The sequence below is a fragment of the Vogesella amnigena genome (assembly GCF_042648905.1).
Lineage (GTDB): Bacteria > Pseudomonadota > Gammaproteobacteria > Burkholderiales > Chromobacteriaceae > Vogesella > Vogesella amnigena.
In genome coordinates, this window is record NZ_JBHRYH010000045.1 from 1 (window position 1) to 18,138 (window position 18,138).

Here is an 18,138-nt window from a genome sequence, read left to right on the forward strand (position 1 = left end):
GGCTTGCCAGGCACTTACACCTATCGGTTATTTGGTTTGTTAAAGAGCGGGCTGACTTCGTTTCGTGTCGTCGTCAGCAGAGGAGGCGAACTATACCCATCGCCCTGAACCCCGTCAACAGCGAATTGCACGAAAAGGCCAACGAATTCGACAAGTGCTTGATCTGCAAGGAAGGCGAAAAGTAAAAAAGCCCGGCTGCGCCGGGCTTAGTCGTGTATCTCTAGTTATCTAATGACTGGCTGCCGCACCTGTCATGCCGTTGCCGACCATGAAGAAGTTACCGGCCTTGGTCAGTGCGGCCAACCTGGCCGGGTCGGTTTCACCATTGATGTTGGTGATGATGAGCTTGCCGCGCCCGAGCTTGTAATCGTTGCGGAAGTCATAGAAGGCACCGATCACCGCCAGCTGCCCGGCATCGACTTCGCCGCCGAACTTGAGCAGCGCCGCGTCGACCTGGTTGTTGACGTTGAGCAGCACTCCATCGTTGACGCTGATGCCCTTGGGGATATTGATGGTCAGCAGCTCTTTGCGGATTGGTGCCTCTAGCGCGCTGTAATCACCACTGGCAGCCTGCACCGCGCCGCATACGGCATGACCGATGAACAGGAGTAACGGTGTATGCAGGTGACGTACGCCGTATTCGACCGAGCCTTCCGAGGTGGCTAGCTGGTTACCGATATTGCGCACCATGAACAGGTCATTGACCGCATCCGCGTGGAAGGCATTGCTCTGCACGCGGGAGTCGGAGCAGGTGACTACTGTGGCGCGCGGGGTCTGCTTGCTGGCAAAGCGGGCGAAATACGCTGCCGGCTTGGTGCTCATATAACGCTGATTGGCGGCCAGCATGGCCTTGACCAAGCCCTGGACCGGGCCGAGTTCATCCTGATGGCTGTGGGCACTGCTGGGCGGCTTCTTGCTGGCTTTGCTGCGGATAACCTTTTGTGCGCTGCTGGCCATGCTGCTGGTGAGCACCCGGCTTTTATTGCTGACCGACGTGCTGTGGTCGGCTGGCGTCAGCGGATGAATGGAAGGGGCAAGCTGCTCGGTCTTGGCTGGGACTACCGGCTTGGCGGTGGCTGGCTCATTGGCCATGACCTGGCTTGCGGCCAGTGCCAGCAGACCGGCATACGGTAATAGCTTATGCATGAATTCCCCTTGCGATAACTGGTTTGGCGTTTTGCTTAATATCGGCAATGGCGCGGAAAACTCAATTTTTCCGCCGCCAGCGCTGCGGCCAACCCTTGAACTGGCTGATGAACACGCCTAGCAGCACCAGCCCGGCGGCCAGCCACTGTGTGCCGGTCATGCGCTCGTTCAGCATCACGGCGGCCATACCCAGAGTGAACACCGGTATCAGGTTGATGAAGGAACCGGCCAGCGCCACCGGCACCTTGCTGACACCCCAGGTATACAGGCCATAGGCACCCAGGCTGATGCAGACGCCCAGGTACAGTACCCAGGCCATGGCTTCAAGCGGGTAGTGGCTGGGCCATTGTGCCCATGGCGTCAGCAGGATGGCGCCAAACCAGACCGAGCCCAGCACCGTCTGGGTGGCAGTAATGGCCAGCGCCGAGAAGCGGGTGGACAGTTTCTTGGCGATCAGCACATAGCCACTGGCACATACCATGGCCAGGAACTCCAGGAAGTTGCCCAGTACCGGTGCCGGGGCGGCTTCGCTCGCTTCGCTACCGCCGGTCAGCCAGATCACGCCGCCTACCGACATGGCCAGCCCCAGCCACACCAGCGAGGACTGCCGGTCACGCAACAGGAAGTGCGCCCCTACCGCCACCAGCAATGGCAGGGTGGCGGTAATCATGCTGGCTTGGGAGGCACTGGTATTCAGTAGCGCCGTTGCCTCGAACAGGAAATACAGGCAAGGCTCGCACAAGCCCATCAGCAACAGCCACTTCCAGTCTCCCGGGCGGTATTTCCAGCGTTCCGCACGACCCATGAAAAACGGCAGCATGCAGATGGTGGCGATGATCATGCGACAGAACAGCACGAATACCGGATCAAACACGGCAAACACGATCTTGAGCGCGATAAACGAACTGGCCCACAACAACATTGCCAGTGTCAGCGCAAGGTAAGGCAACATGAATACTCCAAAAATGGTACAGCGGCCCGCATGGTGAACCAGGCCGGCCCGCAGCGTCAAAGCTTGTGGCCCGGATCTGGTCGCTGGATGGCCTTGCGCCGAACATCGACGGGCAGTAACAACTACTCTGGGGGAAACGATGGAAACCGTGGATTGCGTGGTGATTGGCGCGGGCGTGGTGGGGCTGGCCTGCGCACGAGCGCTGGCCATGGCCGGCCGCGAGGTGGTGATCGTGGAACGGGAAAACGCCATTGGCCAGCACACCAGCAGTCGCAACAGCGAGGTGATTCACGCTGGTATCTATTACCCGCCAGGCAGCCTGAAAGCACAGCTATGCGTGGCGGGAAAGTCCATGCTGTATCGCTACTGCGAGCAGCGCGGGGTTGCGCTGCAGCGCATCGGCAAGCTGCTGGTAGCGGTTGATGCCGCCGACAGCGCGCGTCTGGCCGCGCTGCAACGGCAGGCTGCGGCCAACGGGGTGGCGGATCTGCAGTGGCTGGATACGGCCGCGCTACAGCAGCACGAACCTGCCTTGCAGGCGCATAGTGCCCTGCTGTCGCCATCCACCGGCATTATCGACAGCCACGCTCTGCTGCAGGCGCTGCTGGCGGATGCTAGCCAGGCTGGCGCCCAGCTGGCACTGGCATCACCGATTCAGTCGGGCGTGGCAGACAGCAATGGCATCGTGCTGCAGCTGGCGGATGACTACCGGGTGCACGCCCGATTGGTAATCAATGCTGCCGGTCTGTGGGCGCCGCAGCTTGCCGCAGCGATTCACGGTGTTCCACGTGAAACCATTCCGCAAGCCTATTACGCCCGTGGCGCATATTTTGCGCTGCAAGGCCGTAATCCGTTTTCCCGGCTGATCTATCCGCTGCCGGAGGCTGGCGGCCTGGGTACGCACCTGACACTGGATCTGGCCGGACAGGCCAGGTTTGGTCCTGATGTGGAGTGGATAGCGGAGGTGGATTACCAGCTGAATCCGCAACGAGCGGAGCAGTTCTATCGCAGCATCCGCCGCTGGTGGCCGCAGTTACCGGACGACTCGCTGGCAGCCGCCTATTGCGGGGTACGCCCCAAGATTGCCGGGCCAGGCATGGCCGATGCCGATTTTCTGATTCAGGGCGCTGAGCAGCATGGGGTGCCGGGGCTGATCAACCTGTACGGTATCGAATCCCCCGGGCTGACCGCCAGCCTTGCCATTGCCGAATATGTGCGGGAACAGCTGTACCACGGGAACTGACACCGAGCCGCGCTATGGCTGCGGCTCGCTCTGGTAGCGGCGGAAAATGGCATCGTAGCGGCCATCTAGCTTCAAGCGGCGCAAGCCGGCTTCATAACGCTGGCGCAATGCCGGTACGCGCCACAACACCGTTGCTTCCTTTGGCGCCAACAGCGGGTAGAAAGTCACTGGCGACGAAGCTTCGGCGCCCAGCTTGCGGCGATACCACTCGAAAATCAGCCGATCGATGAAGATGGCGTCGCAGCGCCCCAGATACAGCGCCCGTACCTGGTTGAGTTGCAGTGCCTGCTCGCTGTAGTTGCCGTTGGCAATCGCCAGTACTGCATCGTACTGGGCCGGCACATCCACCTGGGCGCCCTCCCAGGCAATCACCCGCAAGGGCTGCAGATCGGCCAGGGCGTTCAACTGCAGCTGGCGCCGCTGCAGTGCCACCACCATATTGTCGAAGCTGTGCAGTGCTTTGCCCGATGTTCCCGGCAGCTGGTAATCATGCTGCATCACCGGCGTGACATCGTACAAGGCGTCAACCTCACCACGGCGGTAGGCATTGATGCGGCGTGAAAACGGATAAAACACCGGCTCTATCTGCACATTCTCGCTGCGCATCGCCTCGGTCAACAGCTCCACGGCAATACCGGCACGGTGATCGGCATTGACCCACGGCGGAATGCTTTCATAGAAACCCACTTTGACCATGGTGGCGGCACTGGCTGTCAGCCCCCACAGCAGCAGCGTGAGCGGAATACAACGGGCAATCTTCAATCGAAACTCACTGAACTCGACAACACTTCTACAGTATCGCCCAGTTTCAGCGTACCGCTGTTGCGGGCGATCAGATTCACGCCAAAGCACACGCCCTCCGGCAGGCGCCGGTAAGCCATCAGCGTGGCCAGCGGCTGCTTGTCCGGGTGTGGCACAGCGGTCTGCGGGTCGATGGTGGTGAAAATGCAGCGGGTGCAGCGGCTGGCCACCTCGAACTCCACCTCGCCGATGCGGATGTACTGCCACTCATCTTCCTCGAAGGCGTAGGCATCGTTTACCACCAGATTGGGGCGGAACTGGCGCATGTCCACCGGCGTGGCCAGTCGCTGGTTGAGATCGGCCAGCGAGGCTTCGCTGATCAGCAGGAATGGCGCACCGTCGGCAAACGACAGCGGCAACTCGCTGTCCTTGTAGCGGCGGGTTGTCTGCCCCAGCCACAGCAGCCGTACCGGCTCACCCAGGTAACGGCTGAACCAGTCATCCGCCGCCGCATCGCCAGCCAGCGCGGTGAACTCGGATTTCCACACCTGGGCACGATGCGGCTGCTGGAACGCACTGCAGTGTGCCAGTAGCGGCGGCATGCCCGGCGCGCCGAACTGCCATTGCTCGCCGGACACGTTGGCCGCATCAACCTGTACCAGCCGGTGATGGGTACGCGCGGTGATCTGGCTGCCATCCGGCCGCACCAGCAGCCATACCCGGTCCCCGGCCAGCCCCTGCAGGGTTACCTCGGCCTGGCCGACGGCAATGCCGCGGCAGGATTTGAGCGGATGTAGGTACAACTGACTGAGTTCCATGCCCTGCCCCTTCTGATAAGAACCGCTAAATCAAAACGCCGTACGAAGCGGCGATTATCGCATCACGTCGCCACACGATATGACAAAAAACTTGGTTATAGAAATTCTTGGGCGGTCTATTAATTGATGGATATTTAAGCACTTACACAAACCTGACCAAGCAGTATCTACAGAATCAACACCCCATTATTTAGCACGCGCGGGAGCACACACATGTTCAACCATAAACTGAAGCAGGAACTACAGCAGTTGCACCAGCAACTGGAGCGCAAGCAGGCCATCGCTGACGCGCTGGATCGTTCCATGGCCTGCGTATATTTCGACCTGGAACACCGGGTGATCGATGCCAACCAGAACTTTCTGTCCGTGATGGGCTATGCCAACGTGACAGACATTCGCGGCAAACCTCACAGCCTGTTCTGCGAGCAGCGTTTTGCCGCCAGCAACGAGTACCAGCATTTCTGGGCACAACTGGCCCGTGGCGAATTCTTTCAGGGCCGTGTAAAGCGAGTGACTGCACGTGGCCAGAATATCTGGCTGCAGGCCAGCTACAACCCGGTGCTGGACGAGCTAGGCAAGGTGAGCGGTTATGTGAAATTCGCCACCGACATTACCGAACGGGTACAGGAAGCAAACCATAACAAAGCCATTCTTCAAGCCATTAATCGCGCCATGGCCACCATTGAGTTCACGCCCAATGGCCAGATCATCGATGCCAATGACAACTTCCTGCAAACCATGGGTTATCGGCTGGATGAGCTGCGCGGCCAGCATCACCACTCGCTGTGTGAACGCAGCTATGTCGACAGCCCGGAGTACCAGCAGCTATGGCACCGCCTGCAACGCGGCGAGTTCTTCGCCGGGCGCATCAGCCGCCTGCACCACGATGGCAGCGCCGTGTGGCTGGAAGCCAGTTACAACCCAGTGCTGGACGAGGATGGCAAGGTCATCAGCGTGATCAAGTTCGCCACCAATATCACCCACCAGATGCAGCAGATCCAGCAAGAGCGCGATTCGGCACTGTTCGCCTATACCTCCTCGCAGCAGACGCTTAGCTGGTCCGATACCGGCGTGGAAGGCATACGCCAGAGCGTGGGGGAAATCCAGCAAATGGCCGGCAGCATCGAGTCGGCCAGTCAGAATGTGCAGACCCTGGGCGAGCGCTCGCAGCAGATCACCAGCATCGTGCAGACCATCAAGGATATTGCCGACCAGACCAACCTGCTGGCGCTGAATGCCGCCATCGAGGCGGCACGCGCCGGCGAAACCGGCCGCGGCTTTGCCGTGGTGGCCGACGAGGTGCGCAAGCTGGCCGAACGTACCGCCAGCTCCACTGCGGAAATCGCCGGCATGGTTGGAGATATCCAGCACCAGACGTCCACCGCCGTCAGCAGCATGGATTTGCTGCTGAACCAGGCACAGCGCAGCGTGACGCTGATTCGCGATGCCGGCACCACCATTGGCCAGATCCGCGAAGGCGCCCAGGCGGTGGTCGATGCCATCGGACGTTTTGCCAACCTCAAGACCTGATCAGCAAGCCGCGGCCAACCCTGTCAGCCAGCTCACCGCGCGGCCATTGCTGCCGTAGATTCGCTGCGGGATGATGCTGGCGCACCGCGCCGGGCGACTGCTGTCGCCATTGGCTGAAAAATCTGCCAGCAGATGCGCCAGATAGCGGCAGCACTTGGCGGCTGCGCAGCCATAACTCCGCAGCTACGGCCTGCCTGGCTTCGGCACCTCCTTGCAGCCGATAGCATTGAAACCGATATCCTTCTGGACCTTCAGCCAGCCCGCATCACAGGGCAGTTTCGCCAGAGCGGCATCTATCAGCCGGAACAGCTCCGGATTGCCCTTGCCAACCAGGATGCGGCGCTGAAACGCGGGCGACTCCGGTACCGGCAAGGCGGAAAAATCGGCAGTCTGCAGTTCTGGCCGCGCACGCAGGTAGAGAAAAAACAGGCTGTTCATCTGGGTAAAGTCGGCACGCCGCAGCGCCACCATGTGCAGATTACTCAACTCGCTACTGGTGATTTCCACCGGCAGCTCTCCTGAGGTAACCATCGCGTCCAGCTTGCCATAGCGGTGGCCGAGCACCTGGGCAAAGGTCTTGCCCTTCAGCTCTGTCAGTGTCTTGATGGCCGCCATCTCGCCCCGACGGAACACCAGCACGTTGTAGTCCTCGAACAGCGGGCGCGTCCACAGAAAGCGCGTCATCTCCGGGTCATCGACAAACTGTGGGGCCATCAGCATTACCACGCCGTCGAAGGCACGACCGCGCGTCAGGTAGGCTAGGCGCAGCCTTTCGCGTGGCAGATTGAATAGCTCGAAGCGGTATTTGCCTTGCAGCTGCGTATTCAGAAAACGCAACAAAGCCGGTGCAATGCCGGCCGACTCATTGATGACAAACGGCGGCCCCTGGTAAGTGTTGAACATCGTTACCGTTCGCACAGCAGCCGATGCCGGGCCAGCAGCCACCCAGCACATCGCCAGCAGGCAGGCAAACTGGTGCAGACATGCCACCTGGAACCAGCGCTGCAACATCGCAATCTCCCAACGAAACCAGCAACATCCATGCCGCAGAGCCTTGGCAAGGCAAACAACTGTCTCGTAGAAAGATAGACCGTTTTGGGCTGCAGGCAGGCTAGACTGCAGCGCCGCCACAAGGTTGGCCGCAAGCCGGATTCAGTCGCTTGCCTCCTCCTGCAGGCCGAAGAACACGCTGGGTACCACGCCAAACTGGCGGCGGAACATGGCGGTGAAGGCACTGGGGCTGGCATAGCCGGCATCCAGTGCCACATCTAGCACCCGCGTGCCGGCGGCCAGCTGCGCCAGCGCGTGCATCAGCCGCGCCTGTCGCCGCCAGGCGCCAAAGTTCATGCCGGTGGCGCGCTGGAAGCGGCGCTGCAGCGTGCGCACATCCACCCCCAGCCAGGCCGCCCAGTCATCGCTGCTGCGGGTATCGTCCGGCTGCGCCTGCAGCGCGCGGCACAGCGGCGCCAGCAAATCGTCGTCCGGCGTAGGCAGCGCCAGCGGCAGGGTTTCCAGCACCTCCACCTCTTCCAGCAGCAAGGCCAGCAAGCGCGCGGCGCGGGTGCCGGGCAACACCGGCGGCGGGCAGCGCACCGCTGCCAGCAACAGCTCGCGCCACAACGGCGTTACCGCCAGCACACAGCATTGCTGCGGCATGCCGGCCAGCGCCGGCTGCTGCACGTAGACGCTGCGCATCTGCGCCGGGCTCAGCATGTGTACCTCGTGCCAGTGGCCGGGCGGAATATAGATGGCGCGCGTCGGCGGCACGATCCATTGCCCGCGCGCGGTAATCACCCGCATTACTCCGGCATTGCCATAGATCAGCTGCGCGGTGCTGTGAGTATGGCGCGGGGTGGCATGGCCGGCCGGGTAGTCCTGCGCCTTGCCTATCATCAGCGTGTCGCTGGTGAGCAGCGGCGGCTCGATCATCTCGATCTCTGCGCTCATGCCGTTTTCTCGATAGTTGATGCCATGTTCGCGTGAGACTGGCAGATGCCAACATTCTAGGATGGCGTAATACCTACCCACAAGGAGTGCATCGTGCAAGCTACCCTGTCCACCCCCGCGGCAACGGCCACCAGCCCGCGCTGGCGGGTCATCGGCGCCGTGAGCGTCGCGCACTATCTTAATGACCTGATGCAATCGCTGATCCTGGCCATCTACCCGCTGCTGAAAGGTACATACGCGCTGAGCTTCGCGCAGATCGGCCTGATGACGCTGACCTACCAGTGCACCGCCTCGCTGCTGCAACCGCTGGTGGGCATGCTTACCGACCGCAAGCCGCAGCCGCGCGCGCTGGTACTGGGCATGGCCGCCACCCTGTGCGGCTTGCTGTTACTGTCGCAGGCCACACAGTTCGGCTGGCTGCTGCTGGCCGCCGCACTGGTGGGCACCGGCTCGTCGATCTTCCACCCCGAATCGTCACGCGTGGTGCGCCTGGCCGCCGCCGGACGCAAGGGCCTGGCGCAGTCACTGTTCCAGGTCGGCGGCAACGGCGGCACCGCCACCGGCCCGCTGCTGGCGATGCTGATCATTCTCCCCAACGGCCAGCACAGCCTGGCCTGGTTCGCCAGCCTCACCATGCTGGCCATGCTGGTGCTGTGGCAGGTGGGCAACTGGTATGGCGCACAACTGGGCGGGGCTGGCGGCCGCAGCGCATCCAGCGCCGCCGCACCGCTGCCGCCGGCACAGACGCGCAAAACGCTGGCAGTGCTGATGGCGCTGGTGGTGACCAAGTACACCTATATGGCCTGCCTGCACAGCTACTTCACCTTCTACCTGATCGAACGCTTCGCCATGACCACCGCCGATGCGCAGCTTTACCTGTTCGCCTTCCTGCTGGCGGTGGCCAGCGGCACGGTGCTGGGCGGCCCGCTGGGCGACCGTATCGGCCGCCGCCGGGTGATCTGGTTTTCCATCTTCGGCAGCGCGCCGTTCGCACTGGCCCTGCCCTACGCCGACCAGCACACCACGCTGGCGCTGGTGGTGCTGATCGGGCTGATCCTGTCATCGGCGTTTTCCGCCATCCTGGTGTACGCACAGGAGCTGATGCCGCAGCGGGTGGGCATGATCTCCGGCCTGTTCTTCGGCCTCGCCTTCGGCGTGGCCGGCCTGGGCGCGGCGCTGATCGGCCAGCTGGCCGACCACTTCGGCCTGCAGGCGGTGTACCAGTGGTGCGCGTGGATACCGCTCACCGGCATCGTCGCCGCGCTGCTGCCGGAGCTGCGCAAACGCTGATACCGGTTTAGTAGTGACGATGAAAAAGGTTGGCCGCAAACCTTCACCGGCTTGCGGCCAACCTTTTTGCGATTAACCTGTCGCCGAATCAGCGCATAAATGCGCCCCCGGATGCGCCTCTGGCTTATCCAGGCTACCTGATGGTGGACACGCTGTGCTTTGCCCACCCGTGCTACAGCAGCAAAGAGCCAACCCATATGAGCCAGCTATTTTTCTTGAAAACACCCTCGTTTTGTCGAAGCCTTCTTCAGGGATTATTCTGCGGATCGCCAGGCAAACGCTCGAGACTGGCTTCATTGTCAAAATCCGGACGTATGCGGTAAGTCACACCCTTACTCCGGCAACGGAATTCAAAATCTTTTTTCTCACATTTCAAATCCGGTTGCGCGAAATTCTTAAACAGCGTGGGCCGACTGCCGTACAACATGAACAGCAGGTCTTGCCCGATGCGCCCTATTTCCACCTTCTGCTGACTGGTGACGCTGCAAGAGAACGTCCCTTTAACGCAAGGGATGTCCAGCCAGACTATGTCAGACAGCACCATCAAGGGAAACGACCAGCTCTCGATGTACAAGTGACGGCTGTCGCGCGCAAACGAGTAGCTGCTCCAGCGATCTTCTTCTCCGGGAAACAGCACTTCGAAGGTCGCCGGATCTGCCCCATCGATTTTGTCCGAATTCAGATAAACGGATTGACTATCCATGGCATATCTCATCAGGCGTTCGCGTTGCCAGGATTGCAGCGTTTTTTTTGATGTATTTGCAAGGCGGAAGTTGGCCGCGTCGTTACTCACCAGCCAGAAATTTCTCGTTTCATAGGTCGTATGTATCTGCAAGGACGAAGGCAGGTAGCACACTGGGTCCAGCATCTGCCCCATTGCACCAACACCTTTACCACTGCATGGGCTGTGGCGTTCGGACTGGAAGGAGGTCCAGTACACCTTGCCGTCGAGGATCAGATAATAATCGCCGACGTTATGCGATATCCCTTCCAGACGGCGACAAGTACCGACGAAGCGATAGTCCTTGTCAATGTTACTCAGCGCTACGCTTTGCTTGTACCAGTGCTCTTCGCACTGGCGCTTTTCAAAAGCAGTGGCATCTGATGCAGCCAGGTACGCTGTAAGACATACGATCAGCGATAAGACAGCCCTGTAATTCATGGCAAAATCCTTAATAAAAATGAGTAACTAAGAGGCAACTGAACATCTGCGCTCACAATTCCCAGACGGACTTATTCCATACATACCATTTGCGGCTTGCCCACACTGTAAAGCACGTTGGGCTGAGCTTGCGAAGCCCAACGTTTACCGCGCCCTATTCATCCAATTCCAGCATTACCCTCATCCCACCCCAATCCGCCGGCAAAAGCCCCAGCCGCACATAGCGGTGAAAACTTGAAAACGCCCAATCGGCGACGCACTTTACATGCCCATGCTTGACCGGGTTGTAAATGACGGCTGCGGGTTTGTCTTACCGCCTGTCGTAGATTGTCGATATGGCGTGTCAGGTAATCCTGCTAGCGATCGGCCAGATTGACGGTGAAAAACCATGTGCCACCCGCTACAGTGGATCGCCGATAACGCATGCCTGCCTCCGTGCCCTGTGCGGTGAGTGTTGGGCTTCGCTGCGCTCAGCACCAACCTACAAGCCATCATCATATTGTTCCGTCATGACAAAAGGGCAAGCCTCGCGGCTTGCCCTTGTTGTTGTCCTGCCTGACCAACGTTCCACAGCGTGGCGGAACGCCCCGTTGCCGGGGCTTCTGCCCTACCAGTGTTGGCCGCAGTCCTTCCCCTGTTGTTATCCGCTTACAGCGACGGCAGCAGGCCGTCGATGGCGTAGCGGTTGTACTCGGCACGCTGGATCAGCGCGGCGGCCTTCTGGATGTCCGGCGCGAAGTAGCGGTCCTTGTCGTAGAACGGCACTTCGGCGCGCAGGGTGGCCTTGGCGGCTTCCAGCGCTTCGGCAGCCTTGTTCGGGGCGCGGAAGTCCACGCCCTGGCAGGCGGCCAGCAGTTCCACGGCCAGGATACCGGCAGTGTTGTCGGCCATGTCGCGCAGGCGGCGGCCGGCGAAGGTGGCCATGGACACGTGGTCTTCCTGGTTGGCGGAGGTCGGCAGGCTGTCTACGGACGCCGGGTGCGCCAGCGACTTGTTCTCGGAGGCCAGGGCCGCGCCGGTTACCTGGGCGATCATGAAGCCGGAGTTCACACCACCGTTGTTCACCAGGAACGGGGGCAGCTTGGACAGGTTGCTGTCGATCAGCAGTGCCATGCGGCGTTCGGACAGCGAGCCGATTTCGGCAATGGCCAGCGCCAGGTTGTCGGCGGCGAAGGCTACCGGCTCGGCGTGGAAGTTGCCGCCGGACAGGATGTCGTTGTCGGCGGAGAACACCAGCGGGTTGTCGGATACCGAGTTGGCTTCCACCAGCAGCACTTCCGATGCCTGACGGATCTGGGTCAGGCAGGCGCCCATTACCTGCGGCTGACAGCGCAGGCTGTACGGGTCCTGCACCTTGCCGCAGTCGGCGTGGGAGTCGGCAATCTGGCTACCTTTGCCCAGCAGTGCGCGGTATTGCGCAGCGGCGTCGATCTGGCCCTTGTGGCCGCGAACCTGGTGGATGCGGTCGTCGAACGGGGTGCGGCTGCCCTGGGCGGCTTCCACCGACATGGCACCGGCCACGGAAGCGGCTACATACAAGTCTTCAGCGGCGAACATGCCTTCCAGCGCGAAGGCGGTGGATGCCTGGGTGCCGTTCAGCAGCGCCAGACCTTCTTTCGGTGCCAGGGTGATCGGCTCCAGGCCGGCGGCGCGCATTGCGTCGCCACCATGTACGCGCTCGCCGTTCACGAAGGCTTCGCCTTCACCGATCAGCACCGCGCTCATGTGCGACAGCGGAGCCAGGTCACCGGAGGCGCCCACGGAGCCCTTCTGCGGAATCACCGGGTAGATGCCCTTGTTGAACAGGGTGATCATCGCGTCCAGCACCAGGCGGCGGATGCCGGAGAAGCCGCGGGACAACGAGTTGATCTTCAGCGCCATCACCAAGCGCACGGTGGAATCCTTCATCGGCTCGCCGATGCCGGCAGCGTGCGACAGCACGATGGAACGCTGCAGCAGTTCCAGCTCGTCCGGGGCAATCTTGGTGTTGGCCAGCAGGCCGAAACCGGTGTTGATGCCGTATACGGTGCGGTTTTCCGCCAGCACGCGCGCCACGGTGGCGGCGGAGGCGTCGATGGCGGCGTGGGCGGCCGGGTCCAGCTGGATCTGCACGGAAGCGTCACGGGCGATCAGGCGCAGTTGGGCCAGCGACAGCTTGCCCGGGGTAATGGTGATGGTGGTCATGATGGATACCTTTTGTCGGCCACGAAAACCACGGAAAAACACGAAAAACCCTTTTTTAGCCACGGAATACACGGAAGAACACAGAAAAAACTGGATCAAACCGGTTGCAGTCGCCTGCTGTGGATTCTGTGGCTAACAAAAAATCAGTCCGTGTCCTTTCGTGGTTTTCGTGGCTAAAAAACAATGACTGCCTGCGGCCAACCCTGGCCGCAGGCTAGCCGGATGGATTACTTGATCATCGGCAGCTTGAGGCCGAAGCGCTTGGCGGCGGCAATGGCTTGCTCGTAGCCGGCGTCGGCATGGCGCATCACGCCGGAGCCGCAGTCGTTCACCAGCACGCGGGCCAGGCGCTCGGCGGCGGCGTCGGTGCCGTCAGCCACGATTACCATGCCGGAGTGCTGCGAGTAGCCCATGCCTACGCCGCCACCGTGGTGCAGCGATACCCAGCTGGCGCCGCCGGCGGTGTTCAGCAGCGCGTTCAGCAGCGGCCAGTCGGATACGGCATCGGTGCCGTCCTTCATGGCTTCGGTTTCGCGGTTCGGGCTGGCTACCGAGCCGGTGTCCAGGTGGTCGCGGCCGATCACGATCGGGGCCTTCAGCTCGCCGTTCTTCACCATTTCGTTGAAGGCCAGGCCAGCCAGGTGGCGCTCGCCCAGACCCAGCCAGCAGATACGTGCCGGCAGACCCTGGAAGCTGATGCGCTCACGCGCCATGTCCAGCCAGCGGTGGGTGTGCTTGTTGTCCGGGAACAGTTCCTTGATCTTGGCGTCGGTCTTGTAGATGTCTTCCGGGTCGCCGGACAGTGCCACCCAGCGGAACGGGCCCTTGCCTTCGCAGAACAGCGGGCGGATGTAAGCCGGTACGAAACCCGGGAAGTCGAAGGCGTTAGTCACGCCCTTGTCGAACGCTACCTGGCGGATGTTGTTGCCGTAGTCCACGGTCGGGATGCCCATGGCCTGGAAGTCCAGCATCGCCTGTACGTGTACGGCGCAGCTCTGTGCGGCTTCGTCGGTGAGGCGGGCGTGTTGTTCCGGCTTGGTTTGCGCGGTTTTCCACTGCTCGACGGTCCAGCCGATCGGCAGGTAGCCGTTGATCAGGTCGTGAGCGGAGGTCTGGTCGGTTACCAGGTCCGGCTTGATGCCACCGGCCTTGGCGCGTTTTACCAGCTCCGGCAGGATTTCGGCAGCGTTGCCCAGCAGCGCGATGGACACGGCTTCCTTGCGTGCGGTGTGGTACTTGATCAGTTCCAGCGCGTCATCGATGTCCTTGGCCTGCTTGTCCACGTAGCGGGTGCGCAGACGGAAGTCGATGCTGCTCTGCTGGCATTCGATGTTCAGCGAGCAGGCACCAGCCAGGGTAGCGGCCAGCGGCTGTGCGCCACCCATGCCGCCCAGGCCGGCGGTGAGGATCCACTTGCCGGACAGGTCGTTGTTGTAGTGCTGGCGGCCGGCTTCAACGAAGGTCTCGAAGGTGCCCTGTACGATTCCCTGCGAGCCGATGTAGATCCAGCTGCCGGCGGTCATCTGGCCGTACATGAACAGGCCCTTGCGGTCCAGTTCGTTGAAGTGTTCCCAGTTACCCCATTTCGGTACCAGGTTGGAGTTGGCGATCAGCACGCGCGGGGCGTTGGCGTGGGTCTTGAACACGCCTACCGGCTTGCCGGATTGCACCAGCAGGGTTTCGTCTTCATTCAGGTCTTTCAGGCTGGCCAGAATCTGGTCATAGCACTCCCAGTTACGTGCCGCGCGACCGATACCACCGTACACCACCAGCGCCTGCGGGTTTTCCGCCACGTCCGGGTCGAGGTTGTTCTGGATCATGCGGTAGGCCGCTTCGGCGATCCAGTTCTTGCAGTTCAGTTCGGCGCCACGGGGGGCATGGATAACGCGGGTGGCGTCAAAACGCGGGTCAGTCATGGGAGTGCTCCTAAATGGGTTGTGCTCTGTCAGGTGTTGTTCACTGCTTACGCCACCAGCGGCTGCAGTCCGCCGGCGGTATCCGTTCAGCGCCGCAGCTGGCGCGTGATCGACCACGCCAGCCGGGCCGCCGCTTTGGCGCCGTGGCTGTCCTGATCGAAGGTCGGGTTGAATTCCACCAGGTCGGCGCCGATCAGCTTGCCGCTTCTGGCGATCTTGGATACCAGCGCTTCCACCACGCTGATATCCACGCCGTAGCCGGCCGGGGCGGATACCGCCGGCATCTGTGCCGCCGGCAGTACGTCCAGGTCGATGGTGAGGTAGACCACATCCACGCTATCCACGAACTCGGCCAGCTGGTGGCGGGCATCGGCCAGCTGCCAGGCGGTCATGTCGCTGTCCAGCCGCCATTCGGCGCCAAGCTTGGCCGCGGATTCGAACAGCGCGCGGGTGTTGGCGGTTTCCGCCACGCCCAGGCACAGGTAGCGGAAGCTCTGGCCGCGACGGGTGCATTCGGCGGCAATCTGCGCGAACGGGGTGCCGCTGGTGGCTTCTGCTGCGCTGCGCAGGTCGAAGTGGGCGTCGAAGTTCACGATGCCGATGCGCTTGCCGTGGTGGGCATTGGCCAGGCCCAGCCAGTGGCCGTAGGCAGTTTCGTGGCCGCCCCCCAGTACCAGCGGCAGGTGGCCGGCTTGCACGATGGCGGTCACCGCTGCGGCCAACCTTTGATGCGCGGCATCCAGGTCGCCGTCGTCGCAGTTCACGGTGCCGGCGTCGTACAGCGGCAGCGTCGGGTGCCAGGCCAGGTTGGCCAGCGCCTTGCGCAGGGCCAGCGGGCCGGCCACGGCGCCGGTACGGCCCTGGTTGCGGCGCACGCCTTCGTCGCAGGCAAAGCCGAGGATGGCGATGCCCGGAGCCACGCCGGCAGCCAGCGGCTGCACTACCTGGTGCCAACGGCGGGCCAGCTCGCCCTCGGCGCCATCAATGCGCCCGGTCCACATGCTCATGTCGATAGTCATTGCTTAACCCTCGTGCTGCACTACGCCACGGAACACGCGGCGGGTCAGCGGATTGGTGCCGAGGCCGTACACGATCTCGGCAGGATGTTCGATGTCCCATACCAGCAGGTCTGCTACGCAGCCAACGGCAAGGCGACCATGGCTGGCACCGCGGCCCAGCGCCTGCGCGGCGTGGCGGGTGGTGCCCAGTACCGCTTCTTCCGGCGTCAGGCCGAACAGCACACAGGCCTGGTTCATGGCCAGCCGGATGGAGGCGAACGGGCTGGTGCCCGGGTTCAGGTCGGTGGATACCGCCATGGCCACACCGGCCGCGCGCAGTTTGTCCACCGGCGGTTTCTGCGTTTCGCGCAGGAAGTAGTACGCACCCGGCAGCAGCACGGCCACGGTGCCGGATTTGGCCAATGCGGCTACGCCGGCATCGTCCAGGAATTCGATATGGTCGGCGGACAGGCCGCCGAACTCGGCCACCAGTTCTGCGCCATGCAGGTTGGACAGCTGCTCCACGTGGCCTTTCACCTGCAGGCCATGCTCGCGGGCGGCGTCGAATACCTGGCGGGTTTGCGCCGGGCTGAAGCCCACGCCTTCGCAGAACACATCCACCGCCTCGGCCAGGCCTTCCTGCGCGGCGGCGGGGATGATTACCTCGCACACGTGGCGAATGTAGCCATCGGCATTGCCGGAAAACTCCGGCGGTAGCGCATGGGCGGACAGCAAGGTGGTGGACACTTCCACCGGCAGTGCGGCTTCCAGCCGGCGCGCGGCGCGCAGCTGCTTGAGTTCGTCCGCCAAGGTCAGGCCGTAACCGGACTTCATCTCGATGGTGGTAACGCCTTCCTTCATCAGCGCCTTCAGGCGCGGCAGGCTCACCAGTGCCAGCTCGTCTTCGTCCAGGCCACGGGTGGCGCGCACTGTGGAGATGATGCCGCCGCCTTCGGCCGCGATCTGCTGGTAAGGCACGCCAGTGAGGCGCTTTTCCCATTCCGCGGCGCGGTTGCCGCCGTACACCAGGTGGGTGTGGCAGTCGATGAAGCCGGGGGTGATCCAGGCTCCCTTGGCATCGATGATTTCGCCTTCGCCAAACGCACGCAGCGCGGTGGCCTGCGGCAGCACGGCGTGGATCATGCCGTCACGCAGCCACAGCACGTGGCCGTCCAGCGCGCCATAGGGCGCGGCAACGGCGGCGTCGCAGGTGGCGAGGCGGGCGTTGATCCACAGGGTGTCGTTGTGCTGGCTCATGGCTGGTCCGGTGTTTCGCGATTAATTGTATATACATTTAGTTGATTGCCGCGGAAACGTCAAGATTTTTCTTCCGGGCGCTGCCAGGCCAATTGCCAGGAAACAACAGTACATGCCAGAAAAAATCCTTAAAAAACAACAGGCCACGCGTTTGCGTGGCCTGTTGTCGCTTGTTGCGTAAATGTATATACATTTGTTCAGCGCTTGCGTACCCGAGTCTGTGAACGCAGCTTGTACTTGGCTCCCGGGTGTAGCAGGCGGGCAAAACTCACCAGGTGCTTGCCGGACCAGGTACGGCGCAGCACCCGCAGACAGGGGTCGCTGGCATCCACGCCCAGCAGCCGGCATTCCTCCGCCAGCGGCAGCACCGCTTCCACCGTGTGTTCCACGTCGGACAACGGGCAGGTGCGCATCAGGTAGGCGTTGGGAGTCTCGCGACTGAAATCCTGCAACAGGTAATCCGGCGCCCACTGCGGGTTCACGTAGCGTTCCTCGATCTGGATCGGGCTGCTGTCTTCGAAGTGCACGATCAACGAATGGAACACCGGCGCCGCCACCGCCAGCCCCAGCCGCAGGGCAACTTCCTCGCTGGCCGCCTCCTGACGCACGTAATGCACTTCGGCACTGTAGTGATGGCCGCGAGTGGCGATTTCCTCGGCGATATTGTTCACGTCCAGCAGCGGCGATTCCGCCTTGCGTTCGGCTACGTAAGTGCCGTCGCCGGCATAGCGCAGCAGCACACCGGCCTCGGCGAGATCGCGGATGGCCTTGTTCACCGTCATGCGCGACACGCCAAACTGCCTGGCCAGCTCCACTTCGGGTGGAATCTTGGCGCCGGGGGCGAAGCTGCGGTTCTTGATGCCGTCGAGGATGTAATCGCGGATGCGCAGATAGTGCGGCTTGGAGGCAGTTTTGGGCGTGTTCATGCCGGCATTGTAAGGGAAAGTCGTCAAA

General features: G+C 62.0%; 16 protein-coding genes and 1 pseudogene. 4 read left to right on the top strand and 13 right to left on the bottom strand.

Annotation, left to right across the window (positions count from 1 at the left end; all coding sequences use genetic code 11):
* A partial coding sequence (locus ACFOKJ_RS14320) for a hypothetical protein (protein WP_390280787.1) occupies positions 1-185 on the top strand: 185 nt, incomplete at its 5' end.
* A 43-nt stretch (positions 186-228) separates the two neighbouring features.
* Here the strand turns inward: ACFOKJ_RS14320 and ACFOKJ_RS14325 are convergent.
* A complete protein-coding gene (locus ACFOKJ_RS14325; RefSeq protein WP_390280789.1) occupies positions 229-1,146 on the bottom strand; it encodes a carbonic anhydrase in 918 nt (305 codons plus the stop codon).
* Between the two features lie 61 nt (positions 1,147-1,207).
* Positions 1,208-2,098: a DMT family transporter gene (locus ACFOKJ_RS14330; protein ID WP_390280791.1), complete on the bottom strand. Its 891-nt coding sequence runs from the start codon at positions 2,096-2,098 to the stop codon at positions 1,208-1,210.
* Positions 2,099-2,237: 139 nt separating this feature from the next.
* Between ACFOKJ_RS14330 and ACFOKJ_RS14335 the strand changes: the two genes are divergently transcribed.
* A complete protein-coding gene (locus ACFOKJ_RS14335; RefSeq protein WP_390280793.1) occupies positions 2,238-3,341 on the top strand; it encodes an NAD(P)/FAD-dependent oxidoreductase in 1,104 nt (367 codons plus the stop codon).
* 12 nt (positions 3,342-3,353) lie between these two features.
* Here the strand turns inward: ACFOKJ_RS14335 and ACFOKJ_RS14340 are convergent, their stop codons facing one another.
* Complete coding sequence (locus tag ACFOKJ_RS14340) at positions 3,354-4,103, bottom strand: substrate-binding periplasmic protein (RefSeq protein WP_390280795.1); 750 nt, start codon at positions 4,101-4,103, stop codon at positions 3,354-3,356.
* Positions 4,100-4,900, bottom strand: coding sequence for an MOSC domain-containing protein (locus ACFOKJ_RS14345; RefSeq protein ID WP_390280796.1), 801 nt, complete (start codon positions 4,898-4,900; stop codon positions 4,100-4,102). Before ACFOKJ_RS14345 ends, ACFOKJ_RS14340 begins: the two co-directional genes overlap by 4 nt.
* Before the next feature lie 213 nt (positions 4,901-5,113).
* Here ACFOKJ_RS14345 and ACFOKJ_RS14350 point away from each other — a divergent pair, with 213 nt between their 5' ends.
* Positions 5,114-6,430, top strand: a complete 1,317-nt coding sequence (locus tag ACFOKJ_RS14350; RefSeq protein ID WP_390280798.1) for a methyl-accepting chemotaxis protein — start codon at positions 5,114-5,116, stop codon at positions 6,428-6,430.
* A gap of 183 nt (positions 6,431-6,613) precedes the next feature.
* Here ACFOKJ_RS14350 and ACFOKJ_RS14355 read toward each other — a convergent pair whose 3' ends face one another.
* Complete coding sequence (locus ACFOKJ_RS14355) at positions 6,614-7,561, bottom strand: substrate-binding periplasmic protein (RefSeq protein WP_390280800.1); 948 nt, start codon at positions 7,559-7,561, stop codon at positions 6,614-6,616.
* Positions 7,562-7,582: 21 nt separating this feature from the next.
* Positions 7,583-8,377, bottom strand: a complete 795-nt coding sequence (locus tag ACFOKJ_RS14360) for an AraC family transcriptional regulator (protein WP_390280802.1) — start codon at positions 8,375-8,377, stop codon at positions 7,583-7,585.
* A gap of 93 nt (positions 8,378-8,470) precedes the next feature.
* Here ACFOKJ_RS14360 and ACFOKJ_RS14365 point away from each other — a divergent pair, with 93 nt between their 5' ends.
* Positions 8,471-9,667: an MFS transporter gene (locus ACFOKJ_RS14365; RefSeq protein ID WP_390280804.1), complete on the top strand. Its 1,197-nt coding sequence runs from the start codon at positions 8,471-8,473 to the stop codon at positions 9,665-9,667.
* A gap of 247 nt (positions 9,668-9,914) precedes the next feature.
* Here ACFOKJ_RS14365 and ACFOKJ_RS14370 read toward each other — a convergent pair whose 3' ends face one another.
* From ACFOKJ_RS14370 to hutC, 7 genes and pseudogenes are all read right to left on the bottom strand, one after another.
* Complete coding sequence (locus ACFOKJ_RS14370) at positions 9,915-10,829, bottom strand: DKNYY domain-containing protein (RefSeq protein ID WP_390280806.1); 915 nt, start codon at positions 10,827-10,829, stop codon at positions 9,915-9,917.
* A 154-nt stretch (positions 10,830-10,983) separates the two neighbouring features.
* Positions 10,984-11,118: pseudogene (locus ACFOKJ_RS14375) on the bottom strand (REP-associated tyrosine transposase); the annotation flags it as partial.
* Positions 11,119-11,477: 359 nt separating this feature from the next.
* Positions 11,478-13,013, bottom strand: coding sequence for a histidine ammonia-lyase (gene hutH / locus ACFOKJ_RS14380; protein WP_390280808.1), 1,536 nt, complete (start codon positions 13,011-13,013; stop codon positions 11,478-11,480).
* A gap of 227 nt (positions 13,014-13,240) precedes the next feature.
* Positions 13,241-14,929, bottom strand: a complete 1,689-nt coding sequence (gene hutU / locus ACFOKJ_RS14385; RefSeq protein WP_390280810.1) for a urocanate hydratase — start codon at positions 14,927-14,929, stop codon at positions 13,241-13,243.
* A gap of 86 nt (positions 14,930-15,015) precedes the next feature.
* Complete coding sequence (gene hutG, locus ACFOKJ_RS14390; RefSeq protein ID WP_390280812.1) at positions 15,016-15,948, bottom strand: formimidoylglutamase; 933 nt, start codon at positions 15,946-15,948, stop codon at positions 15,016-15,018.
* 3 nt (positions 15,949-15,951) lie between these two features.
* On the bottom strand, positions 15,952-17,184 hold the full coding sequence (gene hutI, locus ACFOKJ_RS14395; protein WP_390280814.1) for an imidazolonepropionase: 1,233 nt from the start codon (positions 17,182-17,184) through the stop codon (positions 15,952-15,954).
* A gap of 197 nt (positions 17,185-17,381) precedes the next feature.
* Complete coding sequence (gene hutC / locus ACFOKJ_RS14400; RefSeq protein WP_390280816.1) at positions 17,382-18,110, bottom strand: histidine utilization repressor; 729 nt, start codon at positions 18,108-18,110, stop codon at positions 17,382-17,384.
* Between the last annotated feature and the right edge of the window lie 28 nt (positions 18,111-18,138).